At 68.8% G+C, this 17,384-nt stretch carries 14 protein-coding genes; 8 read left to right on the forward strand and 6 right to left on the reverse strand.

Annotated elements, in window-relative coordinates; genetic code table 11:
* Positions 1-42: 42 nt before the first annotated feature.
* From cysS to GGQ80_RS11775, 4 genes are all read right to left on the reverse strand, one after another.
* On the reverse strand, positions 43-1,467 hold the full coding sequence (gene cysS, locus GGQ80_RS11760; protein ID WP_183985005.1) for a cysteine--tRNA ligase: 1,425 nt from the start codon (positions 1,465-1,467) through the stop codon (positions 43-45).
* A 125-nt stretch (positions 1,468-1,592) separates the two neighbouring features.
* Entirely contained in the window at positions 1,593-2,507 is a 915-nt protein-coding gene (locus tag GGQ80_RS11765; RefSeq protein ID WP_183985007.1) for a dioxygenase family protein, read from the reverse strand.
* Between the two features lie 92 nt (positions 2,508-2,599).
* Positions 2,600-3,961: an ATP-binding protein gene (locus GGQ80_RS11770; RefSeq protein ID WP_183985009.1), complete on the reverse strand. Its 1,362-nt coding sequence runs from the start codon at positions 3,959-3,961 to the stop codon at positions 2,600-2,602.
* A complete protein-coding gene (locus GGQ80_RS11775; protein WP_246347033.1) occupies positions 3,945-4,712 on the reverse strand; it encodes a response regulator in 768 nt (255 codons plus the stop codon). The genes GGQ80_RS11770 and GGQ80_RS11775 overlap by 17 nt, the downstream gene beginning before the upstream one ends.
* 246 nt (positions 4,713-4,958) lie before the next feature.
* Between GGQ80_RS11775 and rpsU the strand changes: the two genes are divergently transcribed.
* Positions 4,959-5,165: a 30S ribosomal protein S21 gene (rpsU, locus tag GGQ80_RS11780; RefSeq protein ID WP_007404630.1), complete on the forward strand. Its 207-nt coding sequence runs from the start codon at positions 4,959-4,961 to the stop codon at positions 5,163-5,165.
* A gap of 93 nt (positions 5,166-5,258) precedes the next feature.
* Entirely contained in the window at positions 5,259-5,873 is a 615-nt protein-coding gene (locus GGQ80_RS11785; RefSeq protein WP_183985011.1) for an FKBP-type peptidyl-prolyl cis-trans isomerase, read from the forward strand.
* A 243-nt stretch (positions 5,874-6,116) separates the two neighbouring features.
* Here the strand turns inward: GGQ80_RS11785 and GGQ80_RS11790 are convergent, their stop codons facing one another.
* Complete coding sequence (locus GGQ80_RS11790) at positions 6,117-7,130, reverse strand: glycosyltransferase (protein WP_183985013.1); 1,014 nt, start codon at positions 7,128-7,130, stop codon at positions 6,117-6,119.
* A gap of 293 nt (positions 7,131-7,423) precedes the next feature.
* Between GGQ80_RS11790 and GGQ80_RS11795 the strand changes: the two genes are divergently transcribed.
* From GGQ80_RS11795 to GGQ80_RS11815, 5 genes are all read left to right on the forward strand, one after another.
* Entirely contained in the window at positions 7,424-7,660 is a 237-nt protein-coding gene (locus GGQ80_RS11795; RefSeq protein WP_183985015.1) for a hypothetical protein, read from the forward strand.
* A 421-nt stretch (positions 7,661-8,081) separates the two neighbouring features.
* Positions 8,082-9,497: an O-antigen ligase family protein gene (locus GGQ80_RS11800; protein WP_221364350.1), complete on the forward strand. Its 1,416-nt coding sequence runs from the start codon at positions 8,082-8,084 to the stop codon at positions 9,495-9,497.
* Between the two features lie 183 nt (positions 9,498-9,680).
* Positions 9,681-10,298, forward strand: coding sequence for a polysaccharide biosynthesis/export family protein (locus GGQ80_RS11805; protein ID WP_343051034.1), 618 nt, complete (start codon positions 9,681-9,683; stop codon positions 10,296-10,298).
* Positions 10,299-10,312: 14 nt separating this feature from the next.
* Positions 10,313-12,523 (forward strand): GumC family protein, encoded by a 2,211-nt coding sequence (locus tag GGQ80_RS11810; protein WP_221364351.1) that lies wholly within the window; start codon positions 10,313-10,315, stop codon positions 12,521-12,523.
* A 16-nt stretch (positions 12,524-12,539) separates the two neighbouring features.
* Positions 12,540-13,751 carry a hypothetical protein gene (locus tag GGQ80_RS11815; protein ID WP_183985021.1) on the forward strand — a complete coding sequence of 404 codons (1,212 nt, stop codon included), beginning with the start codon at positions 12,540-12,542 and terminating at the stop codon, positions 13,749-13,751.
* A 272-nt stretch (positions 13,752-14,023) separates the two neighbouring features.
* Here GGQ80_RS11815 and GGQ80_RS11820 read toward each other — a convergent pair whose 3' ends face one another.
* Positions 14,024-15,970, reverse strand: a complete 1,947-nt coding sequence (locus tag GGQ80_RS11820; RefSeq protein ID WP_183985023.1) for an OPT family oligopeptide transporter — start codon at positions 15,968-15,970, stop codon at positions 14,024-14,026.
* Positions 15,971-16,083: 113 nt separating this feature from the next.
* Between GGQ80_RS11820 and GGQ80_RS11825 the strand changes: the two genes are divergently transcribed.
* A complete protein-coding gene (locus GGQ80_RS11825; protein ID WP_183985025.1) occupies positions 16,084-17,373 on the forward strand; it encodes a homoserine dehydrogenase in 1,290 nt (429 codons plus the stop codon).
* The last annotated feature ends 11 nt before the right edge of the window (positions 17,374-17,384 follow it).

Genomic DNA, 17,384 nt, shown 5'->3' on the forward strand with positions numbered 1-17,384 from the left:
GGCACCACCCCACCCCCAACCCCTCCCCTGAAGGGGAGGGGCTTAAATGACCTTCCAGTCCCAGCCGAGGGGGTCGCCGTCCATCACCTCGACGCCCTGTGCCGCCAGTTCGTCGCGGATCGCGTCGCTTCTGGCGTAATCCTTGTTGGCACGGGCCTCGCGGCGTAGCGCCAGGCGCTCGGCGATACCCGCCTCGTCAATCGTTGCATCCTTTGGCCGGACGCGCAGCGCCTCGCGGGTCAGCGTCAGCAGATCGAGCCCCAAGACCGCGTCGAAATCGCCGAGCGCGGCGAGGCGATCCTGCGGCGACACCTTCTTGTCCGCCAGCAGCTCGTCGAGCACCGGCAGCGCGCGGGGGGTGTTGAGGTCGTCGGACAGCGCAGCATCGAGCCGCTCTCGATACGGATCGGCGCTGGCCGCCCCCTTCCCCTCGCCGCGGTCGCGCAAGGCGGCGACGGTCTGAACCAGCCGCTTCAACCGGGTCGCCGCCGCGGCGAGGTTATCCCAGGAGAAGTCCAGCTCCGACCGGTAGTGCGCTTGAAGGCACAGCATCCGGTACGCCAGCGGGTGGAAGCCGCGGTCGATCAGCGCCTGGAGCGTCAGGAATTCGCCCTGCGACTTCGACATCTTGCCCGAGCGCTGGACGAGGAAATTATTGTGCATCCAGAAGGTCGCGCCGGTATCTGGCGTGCCGCTGAGCGCCTGGTTCTGCGCGATCTCGTTAGGGTGGTGGATTTCGCGGTGATCGATGCCGCCGGTATGGATGTCGAAGCGCGGCCCGAGATATTGGCGGCTCATCACCGAGCATTCGAGGTGCCAGCCCGGCGCGCCGCGGCCCCAGGGGCTGTCCCATTCCATCTGGCGATTCTCGCCCGGCGCGCTGGTGCGCCAGATCGCGAAATCGGCGGCGTTGCGCTTGCCCTCGGTCGGCTCGATCCGGCTTTCGCCCTCATCGGTCGCCGCACGCGCCAGGCTGCCGTAATCGGGGACGGTCGATGTGTCGAAATAGAGGCCGTCGGGCAGGCGGTAGCAATGCTTCGCCTCGATCGCGGTGCCCCAGTCGATCATGCCGTCGATATGATCGGTCGCGAGCGGGAAGCGCGATGGTTGGCGGATGTTGAGGTCTTCGAGGTTGCGCTTGAACGCGTCGGTGTAATGGGCGGCGATCGACCAGATGTCCTGGCCGGTTTCACGCGCGCGCGCCTCCATCTTGTCATCGCCGGTGTCGGCATCCGACGTCAGATGACCGACGTCGGTGATGTTGATGACGTGGGTGAGCGGGAAGCCTTTCCACGTCAGGACGCGACTCAGCGTATCGGTGAAGACATAGGCGCGCAGGTTGCCGATGTGTGCGTAGTGATAGACCGTCGGCCCGCAGGAATAGACGCGCACGTTGGCGGGATCGAGCGGCCTGAACTCTTCGAGCGAGCGCGAGAGGCTGTTGTAGAGGACGAGCGGCGTGGTCATGCGGCGTGCCTTGCCGCCGAACGGGGGCCGGACGCAAGGGTGCCCCGGACCGGGAGAGAACGGTCCGGGGCAGGCGAGGGACCGGGAAAAAACCCCCGCCATCTGGTGGCGCGCTGACGGTCTGGTCAGCGCGCGATGCCGATCAGTGCCGTCGCGGTGTAGCCGGCGGCGACGCTGCCGCTGAAGCTGGGCGTCTGCTGGGCGATCTGGGCCGTGGTGTTGTCGGCGAAGACATTGTCGTTCGTCAGCGAGACGCGGGCGAGGTTCGCGGTGCTCGACGGATAGGTCGTCGTGTCGGCGTAGACGGTTGAGGCGACCGCCGCCGGCATCGCCAGCTGCGAGGTCAGGATCGCATAGCGGCCGCTCAGCGCGTTCGACTGGCTAGAGAAAACCTCGAAATGCATGTGCGGCCAGCGGCCGTCGTAGCAGCCGGGAAAGATCGTGGTGAAGGTGACCTGGCCGTTGGCGTCGGTCACCTGGACGCCGCGCAGATAGCTTTCGGCGGCGGCGGTGTAGAGCGAGTAATTTCCCTGGCGGTCGCAGTGCCACAGATAGACGGCATAGCCGGCGAGCGGCGCGCAGGTGGCGTTGACGTTGACCAGCGTCAGCGTGAGCGTGAGAAGCGTGCCGGTCGCGACGGTCGAGGTGGAGATGAAGCTCGACCGGATGTCGCTGCGCACGATGCCGTTGACGGTGAGGACGTTGGAGGTCGACCCCGATGCCGAATTGGTGCCGTCGCCTGGATAGGGGCCGGCGGTTTCGGTCGGATCGGCGATGCAGGCGGTGCTGCTGCTGGTCGCGGTGGCCGTCGGCGTCGGCGTGGCGGTGGCGGTTGCGGTCGGCGTCGGAGTAGCGGCGGCGGTGCCGCTGCTGACGACCGACACGCTCGACGACGAACCGTCGCTGCCGCCGCATCCCGCGACGAAGGCGGCGGTGCCGGCGCCGGCGAACCACTTCAGCGCGCGGCGACGCGCCATCATCGTCTCGATGACCTTCAGGTCGTCGGCGAGGCTGTGGGCGTGATCGTGATGGCCTGACATGGCGGATGGTGCTCCCTGCGGTGTGAGGGGGCTTGTCGAGGACCGGCATTGCCGCCGAATGTCGGATCGTCGCGACGATGTTACGGCATGTGTCAGCGGGCGAGCGGCAGCACCACGCGCGCGATCGCTCCCTTGGCCCCGTTTTCCAGCGTCGTCGCACCGCCGTGGCGGGTGGCGATCGACCGCGCGATGGCGAGGCCGAGGCCGGTGCCGCCGGTCGCGCGGTTGCGCGAGGGGTCGCCGCGGACGAAGGGCTGGAAGAGCCGCTCGGCTTGCGCCGGGTCGATGCCGGGGCCGTCGTCGGCGACCCAGGCGTTGACGGTGCCGCCATCGACGTGCCAACCGATCCGGGCGCGGTCGCCGTAGCGGACCGCGTTTTCGATCAGGTTGGCGAACAGGCGCCGCAACGCGGCCGAATCGCCGCGGACCACGGCGCGCGGGCCCGGCTCGATCGCCACCGGCTGGCCGGCTTCGGCCATATCCTGGACCAGGCTGTCGAGCAGGCTGCCGAGATCGAGGCGGTTCGCCTCCGCCGCCATCGCTTCGTCGCGGGTGAAGGCGAGGGTGGCGGCGATCATCGCACGCATCTCCTCGATGTCGGCGGCGGCGCGGGCGCGTGCCTCCTCGGGCAGCTGCTCGACGCGGAAGGCGAGGCGCGACAGCGGCGTGCCGAGATCGTGGGCGATGCCGGCGAGCATCGCGGTACGCGCCTCGGCATGATGGGCGAGGCGGGCGTGCATCGTCGTCACCGCGCGGGCGAGGTCGCGCACCTCGCGACTGCCGCCGGGGAGCGGCGGGAGTGCCGCGCCGGTCCCGGCCTGGTCGGCGGCCCGGGCAAGGAGGCGCAGCGGCCGGGTCAGCGCGCGGACGATGGCCCAGGCGGGCAGCGACAGCAGCAGGATCGCGGCGAGCATCGCCAGCAGCGTGCGGACGTGCCAGCGCGTCAGATAGGGCTGGACGCGGCTCTGGACGACCCACCAGCCGCTGCCTTCGCGCCAGGCGAAGGTGTAGCTGCCGACGAAGGCGTCGCGCTCCGCCTCGCTGGCGGTTTCGGTGAAGGCTAGGACATTGGCGCGGTCTGCCTCCAGCTCGGCGGCGAGGCGCAGGCGGGCGGCGGGGTCGGCACGCTCGCCGCTGCGTGGGGCGGGAGCGGACAGTTCGTGACGGCGCCGCAGCGGGCCGGGGCCAGGACGGCCGAACGGGGGCTTCGCCTGGTCGGGCGGCGGGCCGCCGCGGTCATAGGGCGGGGGCAGTTCGCCGGTCAGCGTCATCGCGATCGAGCGCAGGCTGTGCGGGCGATCGAACGGCGGCGGGCCCGAGAAGGTGACGACGAACGAGATCGCCGTCGCCACCAGTACCGAGGCGATGACGAGGAGGAAGATCGGTCGTGCGATCGACGCGGCGCGCCTGGTCGACGCGGCGCCCGCCCGCCCTCCTTCAGCGACGCTCGACATCGGCCGTGAACATATAGCCCTCGTTGCGCACGGTGCGGACGAGATCGTCGCCGCCGCGCCCGTCGCTGCGCTGGAGCTTGCGGCGCAGGCGGCTGATCTGGACGTCGATCGCGCGGTCGAAATGTTCGCTATTGGCCCCTCGCGAATGATCGAGGAGGAAGTCGCGGGTGAGCACGCGGCGGGGATGCTCGGCCAGCGTGATGAGCAGGCGGAACTCGCCGTCGGACAGGTTGATGACGACCTCGTCGGGGTCGAAGAGCTGGCGAGCGAGGGGGTCGAGCCGCCAGCCGGCGAAGCGCAGATAGGAGCGGGCGGTGGCGGCCGGTTCGGCCGGTGCGGGGCGACCCTGCTGCCGGCGCAGCACCGAGCGGATGCGGGCGAGCAGCTCGCGCGGGTTGGCGGGCTTGGCGATATAGTCGTCGGCGCCCATCTCCAGCCCGACGATGCGGTCGACTTCCTCGCCGATCACCGACAGGATGATGACGGGCGGAGCGGTGGCGCGGTCGAGGCTGCGCAGGACCGACAGGCCGTCCTCGCCTGGCATCATCACGTCGAGGACGACCAGCGCATAGTGATGCCGGGTCAGCGCCACGCGCATCGCGACGGCATCCTGGGCGACGTCGACCATATAGCCGTGCGCGGCGAGGAAGCCGGCGGTCAGCTCGCGGATGCCGGGATCGTCGTCGACGATGAGGAGGCGGGTTTCGAGGTCCATCGTCTCGATCGGATCAAGGAGGGCGGCGGTCTGCATGGCATCATGGATGCCGTCACCGCGTATCGCTCGCATTGCAGCGCTGCAACATTGGGCGATTGGGGCACAGGTGTGGCGCCGACGACACAGTGGTCGCGGCATCCTGGTCGATCGACTTGGCGGCATTTCCGGCGGGTAGTGACCGACTCGGTTGAAATGTGCAGACCTTGCTGTTAGGGGCGGCCCATGTGCGGCACGGACGGTTCGTTCGCGGCCGCTTTTCGTTTTCGGAGACTTTGGGGTTTTATGCAGATCATCGTTCGCGACAACAACGTCGACCAGGCCCTTCGCGCGCTCAAGAAGAAGCTGCAGCGCGAGGGCGTGTATCGCGAGATGAAGCTGCGCCGTCACTACGAGAAGCCGTCGGAGAAGCGCGCCCGCGAGCGTGCCGCGGCGGTGCGTCGTGCGCGCAAGCTGGAGCGCAAGCGCGCCGAGCGCGACGGCGCCCGGTAAGAGGCGTTTTCGGGGTCGCCCGTTGCCGGCGGCCCTGCGTTCCTTGCGTATGACGGCCGCGGCGTTGCGGTCGAGCCTAGTCGAGAGACCCCGATGTCGACCGTGACCGCCGTGCCGCTGCGCCCGATCAAGCGCAGCTACCTCGTCTATCTGTGGGTCGGCATCATCCTGGCCTGCATCGGTGCGTTCGCGCTGGCGCGGCAGGGCGACGACTTCATGACACGCAACGCGCGCGCCAAGGGCGTCGTGACGACGCCGTCGGGGCTTCAGTATAAGGTGCTGGAGCCGGGCGCACCGGGCGCGGCCAAGCCGACCGATACCGACGTCGTGCTGGTGACCTATGAGGGCAAGCTGCTCGACGGCAAGACCTTCGACAAGTCCGAGCAGCCGACGCCCTTTCCGGTGACGGCGGTGGTGCCGGGCTTCTCCGAAGGCCTGAAGCTGATGCCGAAGGGCTCGACCTATCGCTTCTGGATCAAGCCGACGCTCGGCTATGGCGCCGAGGCGAAGGGGCCGATCCCGGCGAATTCGACGCTGGTCTTCGACGTCAAGCTGATCGACTTCCTGCCCGAAAGCGTGCTGCGCCAGATGCAGCAGCAGCAGATGATGATGCAGGGCGGGATGCCGGGCGCGGGCGGCATGCCGCCGGGCGGCATGCCGCCGGGCGCGATGCCGCCGGGCGCGGGAGCGCCGCCGTCGGGCCGCTGATCGGTTCGGACTTTGTGAGATGAGCAAGCGCCCTGGCTCGATAAGCCGGGGCGTTTTGCGTCGGATGGTGTTTGGCCAGGCATTTGTCGTTGCCCGATGCGGCCGACCGCCATGGCCACCCCGGCGACGGTCGGGGCCCAGCGGCGGGGCGGTCGTGGGACGTTAGTCGTTCACCAACGCCGTTCACCGCAACTGGGCCCCGGCCTTCCCCGGAGTGGGCAACGCGCAGAGTGCCCTCTGCTTCTAGAATTCCGCCTCGAGCGGGGTGCGCAGGCGCCGTAGCGCTTCGGTCAGTTTCGCCGGATGGGCGAGCCGGCGAGTGACGAGGTCGATCTGCCGCTCGGCGATTGCCCAGTCTTCGGCCGAGCCCGCCAGCGGCCTCAACGAATCGCGCAACAGTTGGCGGAGTGCCTTGTCCTCCAGCGCCAGCTGGGGGGTTCCGTACCAGCTATGGCGGCACGCAGCGGCAAGCTCGGCGAAGAGGCGGCGCCGGTCATGAGACACCATCGCCGATGTGCCGAGGAAATCGAGCATCAGCCACAGCCGCAACTGCATCGGCGCGCGGAGCAGGAAGGCGTAGCGGTTGCGCAGCGCGGCCAGCCGGCGCCGGGAATCGGGGCCGTCGCGATTCATCTGGTTGGCGCCATGCAGCCGATGCTCGACCACCGCCGCGTCGACATAGGCGATGCCGCCGCCGTGAAGCGCGGCAGTGCCGGCGAGCCAGTCGAACGGCATCGGGTGGCCGAAGATCGCGGGGTCGATCCAGTCGCGGCGCACGATCATCGCATGCGCCGACACCATCGGCTTGAACAGCGAGCGCAGCGCCATCGCCGGATCGGGCGTGAGCCCGAGCCGGTCGAGCAATGTCCCGCCGAGCGGCGCGCCATCGGCGTCGATCAGGCTCGATGGACCGAATGCCAGCGGCCGATCGCCGATCGCGGCGAGCAGCAGGCGATTGCGATCATGATGCCAAATGTCGTCCTGGTCGGCGATCGCGACGAAATGTCCGCTCGCGTGCGCCAGCAATTCGCGCAGCCGCGTGCGCTGGCCGAGATTGCCGTGCGCCGGGATCAGGCGAACGCGAGAATCATGCCGCGCTGCGTCGAATAGTTGCGCGGCACTGTCGTCGGTCGACCCGTCGTCAATCGCGAGCAGTTCGAAATCCCCGTCATCCTGCGCGAGGATCGAGGAGAGCTGCGCCGCCAGATAAGGTCCGGCATTATAAACCGGCAGTAGTATGGACAGGCGGACAGGCATGGCGTCGCCATGCCATGCCGGTCGCCGGGTCGAAAGTGGTGGTAATGCACTGTGGCGTATTTGCCACGGCATCAACCTATTGTTTACCACCCCCATGCGAACCGCGCCCTTGACGGAACCATTGTTTTGTCGCTTGCTTCTGGCGCGGGGAGGAAAGGTGTTGTCATACCCGGGCAGCATCTTTCCGCTTTGCGGTGCGAGCGCGCGCTGAGAGGTTGCCGCCGTCATTGTGCTGTGCAATAGGGCGGGGGCATACCCCGGAGTTTGAAGAAGGGAGTTCAGGGATGAATGTCATGAAGAAGATTCTGGCTGGTGCCGCGGCGATGTCGCTGGTTGCCATGCCGGTTGCCGCCTCGGCGACCGACGCGAGCAAGCTGTCGCTGACGTCGTCGGCTCGCGCCGGCACCTCGGCGAAGGCCAAGAACGAGCTGGCCGGCGGTGGCGTGATCGTCGCCATCATCGCCGCAGCTGCGGTGATCGCTGGCATCATCATCGTTGCCAACGAAGACGACAGCCCGAACAGCAACTGATCGGGTCCGTCCATCGGACAGGAGAAGGGCGTCCCGCGAGGGGCGCCCTTCTTCGTTTTGGGGGTTGGTTGGACGCAGGGATGTTTGGCGTAGGGGCTAGCTTGCGTACGAGCGAAATGGCTCCTGCCTGTCGAGGATTGCGGTCGGACTGAGCGGGATTGAGCCTGACCGCGGCCTCCCCCAGCCCGTCATCCCGGCCCCTTCGGCGTCGCTCAGGACAGGCTCGAGCCGGGATCTAATTCGCGACGAGCGGGTCGGCTCATTGTTGATAAGTCGCCCGCTGAACCATGGATCCCGGCTCACGGCCGGGATGACGGGGGTGGGGAAGGGTGGCCCTTCGTCACTCGCGTGGGCTTTTGCAGTTCGGCCCATGACCCACTCCCGTTGCGGAAATCGTGCGCGCCGCTTAGGGGCTGCGGGGATGGCTATTCCTTCGATGTCCAGCGGCCGGACCGCGGCGACGGAGCCGCGGGGGCCGCGCAGCAGCCGCGCGCCCTATTGGCTTTTCCTCGGCTTCATGGCGCTGGTGGCGCTGACCGGCGGAACGTCGCGCTATGATTCCGTGACCCAGGTGCTGGTGCGATCGGCGGCACTCGCCGCGATGGCAGGGTGGGTGTTGCTGCCCGGATTCGGTCGGGCGGAGGCGATGCGCTGGCCGTTCGTCTTCCTGGCGCTGATCGCCACGACGATCGCGATCCAGCTGATCCCGCTGCCGCCCGGCATCTGGACGTCGCTGGCGGGGCACGAGTTCTACGCCAGCGTCTCCACCGCGGCCGGGCTGCCGGTGCCGTGGCGACCGATCAACCTGTCGCCGGAGCGCGGCTGGAGCGCCTTCTTCTCGCTGGTCGTGCCGCTGGCGACGCTGGTCGGTCTGTCGCGAATGAGCGAGCGGCGGCGGCTGATGCTGGTCCTGCCGCTGATCGCGCTGGTGCTGGTCAGCGCGGTGCTGGGACTTGGCCAGCTGTCCGGCGGTGCGTCGAGCGCGCTGCGCTGGTACGAATATAGCGACCCGTTCGCCGGCGGCTTCTTCGCCAACCGCAATCACCAGGCGGCGCTGCTGGCGATGGTGCTGCCGCTCGTCGCGGTATGGGCGATGGAGCGCCGCGAGGACGACGATCGCCAGCGGTATCGCGGCGCGATGGCGGCGGGGATCGGCGCCTTCGTGCTGCTGATGATCCCGACGACGGGGTCGCGCGCCGGCTTCGTCCTGTCGTTCGTGTCGCTGATCGGCGCGCTGGTGCTCGCCGCGCCAGCGATTCGCCGCTGGTATCGCCGCCTGCCGCGTCGTCGCCGGCGCACCGCGCTCGGCTTCGTCGCGGGTGCGGTGGTGGTGTTCGTGGTCGTCGCGGTCGTGTTCGGCCGCAACGATTCGCTGTCACGCCTGCAGGGGCTCGATGCGACGCAGGACCTGCGCGCGCGGACGCTGCCGACGGTGATCCAGCTGACCGGCAATTTCTTTCCGATCGGGTCCGGGATCGGCTCGTTCGACGCGGTCTATCGCCGGTTCGAGCCGTTCAACCTGCTGTCGACCAACTATCTGAACCTGGCGCACAATGATTTCGTGCAGGTGGTGATGGAGGCCGGCATCGCCGGCGCGGCGCTGATCGTGCTGTTCATCGGCTGGTGGTTGCTGCGCACGGTCCAGGTGTGGCGGGCGCCGACCAGCGCGATCGTCCGCACGGGGCGCGCCGGATCGATCATCATCCTGCTCGCGCTGGCGGCGAGCGCGGTCGACTATCCGCTGCGCACGGCGCTGATGATGATGGTCTTCACGATTGCCGCGGTGTGGCTGGAGCAGGCGGGGCGGACACCCAAGACGGCGCTGCTCACCGGCTGACGCGTCCGGTCGGGCGGCTTTACGGGTCGGACCCCGGCCTGTATGCGCCGTTACGCTTAATCAATTCAGTAAAAATCAGGACGTGGAATGTTCCGACGACTGTTGCCGGTGATCCTGAGCGCGTGTGTGCTGGCAGGTTGTGGGGGACGCCACCCCCCGCTTGAATCGACGCCCGACCTGACCGTGACCAAGGACGTGGGCCTGCCCGCGCCCGACCGGCGCGACCTGGTGGCGCCCGATCGCGTGAGCCTGATCGGCCCGCTCGATACGCTCGGCATCGACGTCTTCAACGCGCAGGACTTCTCGCGCGAGGTCGTCGTCGACGCCAGCGGCCGCATCGCGATGCCGCTGATCGGCACGATCGACGCCAACGGCAAGACCGCCACCGAACTCGCCAGCGAGATCACGGGCCTGCTGAAGGGGCGCTACATCCGCGATCCCGACGTCACCGTGAACATCAAGGAGTCGGTCAGCCAGGTCGTCACCGTCGACGGGTCGGTCAACAAGCCCGGCCTGTATCCCGTCACCAACCAGTCGACGCTGCTGCGTGCGGTCGCGGCGAGCGGTGGCTTGGGTGATTATGCCAAGATCAACGACGTCGTCATCCTGCGCACCGTCAACGGCAAGCGGATGGCGGGGCTCTACAACATCGGCGCGATCCGGCGCGGCATCTATGTCGATCCGCCGGTCTACGCCAACGACGTGATCGTGGTCGGCGATTCGCCGGCGCGCCGCATGTTCCGCGATGCCCTGGCCGTGGCGCCGCTGCTCGTCGCGCCGCTCGTGGCGATCCTCAACTAAGGCTGCGCGGACCCATGAACACCATCAACCCCGTCCGCCGCCTGGCGACCGCGTCGCCGACGATGGCGCCCGGCGACTTTCCCGCCGAGAACGCCGACCAGACGCCGTTCGTCCGCTATGTGATGCGGCTGGCCTTCCGCTGGCGCAAGGTGATCGGCACGATCATCGCCGCGTGCCTGTTGCTGGGCCTGGTCATCACGCTGCTGATGACGCCGCAGTATACCGCGACGACGACGATCGAGATCGCGCGCGAAAGCGACCGGATCGTCAACATCCAGGGCGTTCAGTCGGACGCGAGCGACGCCGACCAGGAATTCTACCAGACGCAATACGGCCTGTTGAAGTCCAAGGCACTGGCCGAGCGGGTGGCGACACAGCTACGGCTGGTCGACGATCCCAGCTTCTTCCAGATGTTCGACATCAAGTCCGATTCGCCGATCTTCGCGACCGACGCGCGTGGCGCGCTGCCGCCGGGTAGCCGCGAAAAGCGGACCCAGATCGCTGGCTCGCTGCTGCTGGCGAACCTGAAGATCGAGCCGGTTCGCGCGTCGCAGCTCGTCGAGCTGAGCTTCACCAGCCCCGATCCGAACCTGTCGGCGCGCGTCGCCAACGCCTGGTCGGTCAACTTCATCCAGCAGACGCTCCAACGCCGCTACGAAGCGACGTCCTACGCCCGCAACTTCCTCGAGAGCCGGTTGGGGCAGCTGCGCCAGCGCGTCGAGGAATCGGAGCGCAAGCTGGTCGGCTATGCCCGCGCCCAGCGCCTGGTGACGATTCCGAACAGCGGCACCAACGGTACGCAGGGCGAGCGCTCGCTGGCGGCCGACGACCTGACGCTGCTCAACAATAATCTCGCCGAAGCTACCGCGGCGCGGATCCAGGCAGAGACTCGGCTGCGCCAGAATGGCGGCGACCCCAGTCAGTCGGCGGAGGCGCTGGGCAACAGCGCGATCGGAACGCTGCGCGCGCGTCGCGCCGATCTGGCCGGCGAGTACCAGAAGCTGATGCCGCAGTTCACCCCCGATTATCCGGCGGCGAAGGCGTTGCAGGCGCAGATCGCACAGATCGACCGCAGCATCGCGCGCGAGGAAAGCCGGATCGGCGGGTCGATCGACCTCAACTATCGCCAGGCCAAGGCGCGGGAGGATGCGCTGCAAAGCCAGGTCAACAAGTTGAAGGACGAGCTGCTCGATTTCCGTCGCCGCAACATCCAGTACGCGATCTATCAGCGTGACGCCGACACCAATCGCCAGCTCTACGACGCGCTGTTGCAGCGCTACAAGGAGATCGGCGTGGCGGGCGGCGTCGGCGTGAACAACGTCGCGGTGGTCGACGATGCCGACGTGCCGGAGCGGCCATCGAGCCCGCGCCTGGTGCTCAACATGCTGCTGGCGCTGATCAGCGGCTGTGCGCTCGGTGCGCTGGCGGCCTTCCTGCTCGAGCAGAGCGACGAGGCGATCGCCGATCCGACCGAGGTCGAGCGGATGGTCGGCCTGCCGCTGCTCGGCAGCGTGCCCAAGCTGTCGGATCGTACCCCGGTTGAGGCGCTGGGCGACCGCAAGTCGGACATGGTCGATGCCTATCTGGCGGTGCAGACCAACCTGTCCTTCTCGACCGAGCGCGGCGTGCCCGCGTCGCTGGCGATCACCAGCACCCGGCCGGCGGAGGGCAAGTCGACGACCTCGCTCGCGCTCGCCGTGTCGCTGGCGCGTGCGCAGCGCCGGGTAATCCTGGTCGACGGCGACATGCGGTCGCCGTCGGTCCATCACCTGATCGGCACCGACCATAATCGCGGCCTCAGCAACTTCCTGGCCGGCGACGATGCGATCGAGCCGCTGCTCCACCGCGTCGACATGTTCGGCATCGCGGCGATGACCGCGGGTCCGATCCCGCCGAACGCCGCCGAGCTGCTGACCAGCGACCGGTTGAAGGTGCTGGTCGAGAAGCTGCTGGAAAGCTTCGACCATGTCGTGATCGATTCGCCGCCGGTGATGGGCTTGGCCGACGCGCCGCTGATCGCCAGCCGCGTCGAGGGCGTCGTCTATGCGGTCGAATCGCATGGCATCCGGTCCAGCCTGGTGCGCACCGCGCTCGGCCGTCTGGCCAGCGCCAACGCCCGTGTGCTGGGCGTCGTGCTGACCAAGTTCGAGGCGCGCCGCTCGGCGGGCTATGGCTATGACTACGGCTATAACTACGGCCGTGACGGCGTGCCGAAGAACCGCTGATCCGATGGCACCGGCGATGACCGCAGAGGATGAAGGCAAGGCCGGCGGCGGGCTCGGCATCAAGGCCGGGCTGGTCGTCCTCATCCTCGTCACCTTCGTGCTGATGGCGCGGGCGGGGATCAGCCTGTCGCTCGCCAACCGGTCCCCGGAATCGGCGTTGCGTGCCAATCCGTCGAGCGACGCGGCGGGTGCACGCGATGCGCTGCTGCGGGTCCAGCAGGATACGTCGAAGCGCGGGCGGGCGGCGATCCGCGCAACCAGCGCGGGAATCGTCCAGCGCGATCCGACCAACGTCGTCGCGCTGACCGCGCTCGGCCTCGCCACCGACGACGTGAAGCGCGCGCGCGCGATCATGGTGAAGTCGGACGAGCTGTCGCGGCGCCAATTGCTCGGCCAGCTGTGGCTGATCCAGGACGCGGTCGATCGCAACGACGTCCGCGGGGCGCTGGTCCATTACGACATCGCGCTGCGCACCTCGCCGCGCGCCGCCGCGATCCTGTTCCCGGTGCTGGTCAACGCCACCACCGATCCCGATCTGCTGCCCGACATGGCGCGGATGCTGGCGCGCCAGCCGGCGTGGGGCGCGCAGTTCCTGCAGCAGCTGGCGCAGTCGAGCACCGACCTGCCCAATGCCGCGCGGCTGTTCCAGGCGCTGATTGCGCGCGGCGTATCGCCTGGCGGGCAGGCGCTGGTGACGCTGACGCAGCGGCTGGTCGATGCCCAGCGCTACGAGGTGGCGTGGAACCTCTATCGCAGTTTCCGCAAGGACCAGCCGCGCGATGGCGTGCGCAACGGCGACTTTGGCGACGATCCCTATTTCCCCGTGGCGTTCGACTGGCAGGTCAGCGAGAACCAGGCGGATCTGGCCGCCTCGATCGACCGGATGGGCAGCAACGGCCGGCTGAGCTTCTCGGCCAGTTCGGGCACCGGCGGCGGCGCGGCGCGCCAGCTGTTGCTGCTCGATCCGGGGCAGCACAGCCTGTCGGCGATCGCCTATGACATCGCATCGGCGGCGGCGCAGCGGCCGTATATCAACGTGATCTGTGCGGTGACCGGCGCCGAGCTGGGCCGGCTGGTGCTGCCGCTCGCGGGGCAGGGCGGCAAGCGGGCGATCGGCAAGATTACGGTGCCCGTCGGATGCCCGGCGCAGTGGCTGTACGTGACGGTGCCGGCAGCGGACTCGTTCGAGCCGAATACTGGGGCGGTGAGCCAGATCCAGGTGGATTGAGGGCGGGGGCTGTTTCGTTCGGTTATGCGGGGACCGGCCCGGCATGACGGAGAGGTGGCGTGTCGTCCTCTGCTTGCCCGTCATCCCGGCCTCGAGCCGGGATCCAGCTCACCTCCAGCAACTGACTGAATGATCAGTCTGAGTCGCTTGCCGCCCGATGGATCCCGGCTCAAGGCCGGGATGACGGGCAGGGGGAGCCTTGGCGTCCTTCATCGGGTGAGGATCGCGACAAGCTCAGGGCATTCGGTCGACAATCATCCGCCCGGCGCCCCTCACTGGCTGCGTGCTGCCGCCCGCGTGCGGGCGTAGAGCCAGGCGACCACGGCGGCGAACACCAGCGTCCCGCCGATCAGCGCCACCGGCGCGAAACCTGGCCCGACGATCGCCAGCGGCGCATCGCTGCCGGTGGCGGCGACGATACCGGCGAAGACCACCTGCCAAAGGCTCTCGCCGACGATCATGCCGGTCGCCAGCAGCACACCGAGGCGCTTGGCCAGTTCGGCGGCACGCTGGCGATCGGCCCAGCGCTCGTAGATATGGCCGAGCACCGATCCGATCACCACGGGCAGGATCGCCGACATCGGCAGGTAGATGCCGATACCTACTGCGAGGGGCGGGAGGCGGAGACGGCCCGTTTTGCCCAGTATTTCGTCGAGCACGATGAAGATCACGCCGGCCAATGCGCCCCAGCCGAGCATCGCGGCGTTGAGGCCGCCGCCGAGCACGCCCTTCGCCAGCGCCGAGATCAGTCCGGCCTGGGGCGCCGCCAGCGCTTCCGGCCCGGCGCCCGGCGCGCCGGCGAAGCCGAAGGCGGTGTTGAGCAGGTCGAGCACCGGCGGTATGACGATGCTGCCGAAGACGACGCCGATGATGAGCGCGACCTGCTGCTTCCACGGCGTCGCGCCGACCAGCTGGCCGGTCTTCAGATCCTGGAGATTGTCGTTCGCGATCGTGGCGATGCCGAAGACGAGCCCCGTGACGATCAGCGCGAAGGCGACGAGCGCCTGCGTCGTGTCGGCGGGCACGTCGCGCCCGACCAGCCCGATCAGCAGCAGCGAGGAACCGAGGACGGACAGGATACCGATTCCCGACACGGGTGAATTGGACGCGCCGATCAGGCCGGCCATGTAGCCCGTCACCGCCGCGATCATCAGCCCGACGACCGCGACGAACACCAGCGCGCCGGCGACGAGCATCGCCGCGGCACCGGCGAGCGGTCCGCCCGCCAGCGTGCTCCAGAGCAGCCAGCCGATCGGCAACAGCAGCGCGAGCGCGCCGCCGGCGACGACGCCGATCGGCAGGTCCTGCTCTTCGAGCGCCAGCACTTCGCCGTTGCCGCGCGCCTTCGATGCGGCGAGCGCGCTGCGGATGCCGCCGAGCACCGGCCCGGCGATCTTGAGCAGCGTCCAGATCGCGGCGACGCCGATCACGCCGGCGCCGAAGAAACGCACGTCCTGGCGGAAGATCGTGCTCGCCCATTCCTCCGCGCCGCCGGGCAGCGGCTGGATCGCGGTGAGGTGGGGCAGGAGGATGAACCAGCCGGTGACGAGACCGACGAGCTGGGCCATGCCGACCGACAGGCCGACGAGATGGCCGATGCCGAACAAGGCGAACGACAGCCCGGCGGCGATGCCGGTTGCGCCGGCGCCGACGCGGAACCAGGTCGCCGCCTCCGCCACCGCCAGCTTCAACTGGGTGAGGATGGCGAACAGCGCCGACGCGATGCTGCCGGCGACCAGCGCGTTGAGGCCGAGGCGGCTTTCCACCGCGCCCTGGCTGTCGTTGGAACCGGCGATCAGCACCTCGGCGGCAGCGCGGCCTTCGGGATAGGGCAGGTCGCCGTTCACGACGAGCGCGCGGCGCAACGGCACCGAGAACATGACGCCCAGGATGCCGCCCAGCATCGTGATCCCCGCCGTCGTGACGAACGGGAAGCCGTTCCACCAGCCGACCATCACCAGCCCCGGCAGCACGAACACGATCGCCGCCAGGGTGCCGGCGGCCGACGCGATGGTCTGGACGATGTTGTTTTCGAGGATCGTCGAGCCGGGCAGCAGCCGCAGAATGGCCATCGAGATCACCGCGGCGGGGATCGAGGTGGCGAAGGTCAGCCCCACCTTCAGCCCGAGATAGGCGTTCGCCGCGGTGAAGATCAGCGTGATCGCGCCGCCGAGCAGGATGCCGCGCAGGGTCAGTTCGGCTGGAGAGGTTCTGGTCATGCGCGGCAGGGTGGCAGAAGACGTGGGGAGGGGACAAGGCTTCTCGTCGTGGTGCCCCCTTGACCAGGCCCCCGCCTTCTCCCCATCAGGCGCGCGACTAGAAGGGGCGAGACATGGCCGAAACGTTGCGGGTGGCACTGGCGGGCTTGGGTACGGTCGGCGGCGGTGTCGTCCGGTTGCTCGATGCGAACCGCGACCTCATCACCCGGCGGGCCGGGCGTCCGATCGAGATCGTCGCGATATCGGCGCGCGATCGCGCGAAGGACCGCGGCGTTGACCTGTCGCGCTTCGCCTGGGTCGACGACACCTCGACGCTGGCGACGCGGGACGATGCCGACGTCGTCGTCGAACTGATCGGCGGCTCCGATGGCCCGGCGTTGACGCTGGCACGCAACACGCTGGCGGCGGGCAAGGGCTTCGTGACCGCGAACAAGGCGATGCTGGCGCATCATGGCCTGGAGCTGGCGCAGGCGGCGGAGGCGGCGCGCGTGCCGTTGAAGTTCGAAGCGGCGGTGGCCGGTGGCATCCCCGTCATCAAGGGGCTGCGCGAGGGCGCCGCGGCGAACGAGATCGCCCGCGTCTATGGCATCCTCAACGGCACCTGCAATTTCATCCTGTCGAAGATGGAAGCGGAGGGCCGGGATTTCGCCGAGGTGCTCGCCGAGGCGCAGGCGCTGGGCTATGCTGAGGCCGACCCCAGCTTTGACATCGACGGCGTCGATGCGGCGCACAAGCTGTCGATCCTGGCCAGCATCGCGTTCGGCACGCAGCCGGCGTTCGAGGCGGTGGCGGCCGACGGCATCCGCCGGGTGATCGCCGCCGACATCGCCGAGGCGGCGGCGCTGGGCTATCGCGTCCGCCTGGTCGGCGTCGCCGAGGCTGGGGCCAATGGCCTGTTCCAGCGTGTCCATCCGCATCTGGTGCCGCTCGACCATCCGCTCGCCAGCGTCACGGGGTCGCTCAACGCGGTGGTGGCCGAGGGTAATTTCGTCGGCCGCCTGCTGTTCCAGGGGCGCGGCGCCGGCGACGGACCGACTGCGAGCGCGGTGGTCGCCGACCTGATCGACATCGCGCGCGGCGAATATGGGCCGCCCTATGCCATGCCCGCGGCGTCGCTGGTGGCGATGGCCGCCGCCGATCCCGGCGAGCGCCGCGGCCGCGCCTATCTGCGCTTCACCGTCGAGGATCGCGTCGGCGTGCTCGCTGAGATCGCCGCGGCGATGCGCGATGCAGGAGTGTCGATCGAAAGCCTGATCCAGCGCGGCACCCATGGTGACGGCAGCGTGATCGTCGCGATCGTCACCCACGAGGGGCCGGAACGCAGCGTGGCGCAGGCGCTGGAGAAGCTGCGCGGCTCGCAGAGCCTTGCCGGGGCGCCGTTGTGGATGCACATTCTCGAGTGATCGCCATGGCC

The sequence above is a fragment of the Sphingomonas jinjuensis genome (assembly GCF_014197105.1).
Lineage (GTDB): Bacteria > Pseudomonadota > Alphaproteobacteria > Sphingomonadales > Sphingomonadaceae > Sphingomonas > Sphingomonas jinjuensis.

Excerpts from the sequence above, each read along its gene's own strand:
- GGQ80_RS11765 (WP_183985007.1), bottom strand. The coding sequence starts at position 2,507 with ATGTCAGGCCATCACGATCACGCCCACAGCCTCGCCGACGACCTGAAG.
- cysS (WP_183985005.1), bottom strand. The coding sequence starts at position 1,467 with ATGACCACGCCGCTCGTCCTCTACAACAGCCTCTCGCGCTCGCTCGAA.
- GGQ80_RS11820 (WP_183985023.1), bottom strand. The coding sequence starts at position 15,970 with ATGACCAGAACCTCTCCAGCCGAACTGACCCTGCGCGGCATCCTGCTC.
- GGQ80_RS11815 (WP_183985021.1), top strand. The coding sequence starts at position 12,540 with ATGACCGCAGAGGATGAAGGCAAGGCCGGCGGCGGGCTCGGCATCAAG.
- GGQ80_RS11785 (WP_183985011.1), top strand. The coding sequence starts at position 5,259 with ATGTCGACCGTGACCGCCGTGCCGCTGCGCCCGATCAAGCGCAGCTAC.
- GGQ80_RS11770 (WP_183985009.1), bottom strand. The coding sequence starts at position 3,961 with ATGTCGAGCGTCGCTGAAGGAGGGCGGGCGGGCGCCGCGTCGACCAGG.
- GGQ80_RS11825 (WP_183985025.1), top strand. The coding sequence starts at position 16,084 with ATGGCCGAAACGTTGCGGGTGGCACTGGCGGGCTTGGGTACGGTCGGC.
- GGQ80_RS11775 (WP_246347033.1), bottom strand. The coding sequence starts at position 4,712 with ATGCAGACCGCCGCCCTCCTTGATCCGATCGAGACGATGGACCTCGAA.
- GGQ80_RS11810 (WP_221364351.1), top strand. The coding sequence starts at position 10,313 with ATGAACACCATCAACCCCGTCCGCCGCCTGGCGACCGCGTCGCCGACG.
- GGQ80_RS11790 (WP_183985013.1), bottom strand. The coding sequence starts at position 7,130 with ATGCCTGTCCGCCTGTCCATACTACTGCCGGTTTATAATGCCGGACCT.
- rpsU (WP_007404630.1), top strand. The coding sequence starts at position 4,959 with ATGCAGATCATCGTTCGCGACAACAACGTCGACCAGGCCCTTCGCGCG.
- GGQ80_RS11800 (WP_221364350.1), top strand. The coding sequence starts at position 8,082 with ATGGCTATTCCTTCGATGTCCAGCGGCCGGACCGCGGCGACGGAGCCG.
- GGQ80_RS11795 (WP_183985015.1), top strand. The coding sequence starts at position 7,424 with ATGAAGAAGATTCTGGCTGGTGCCGCGGCGATGTCGCTGGTTGCCATG.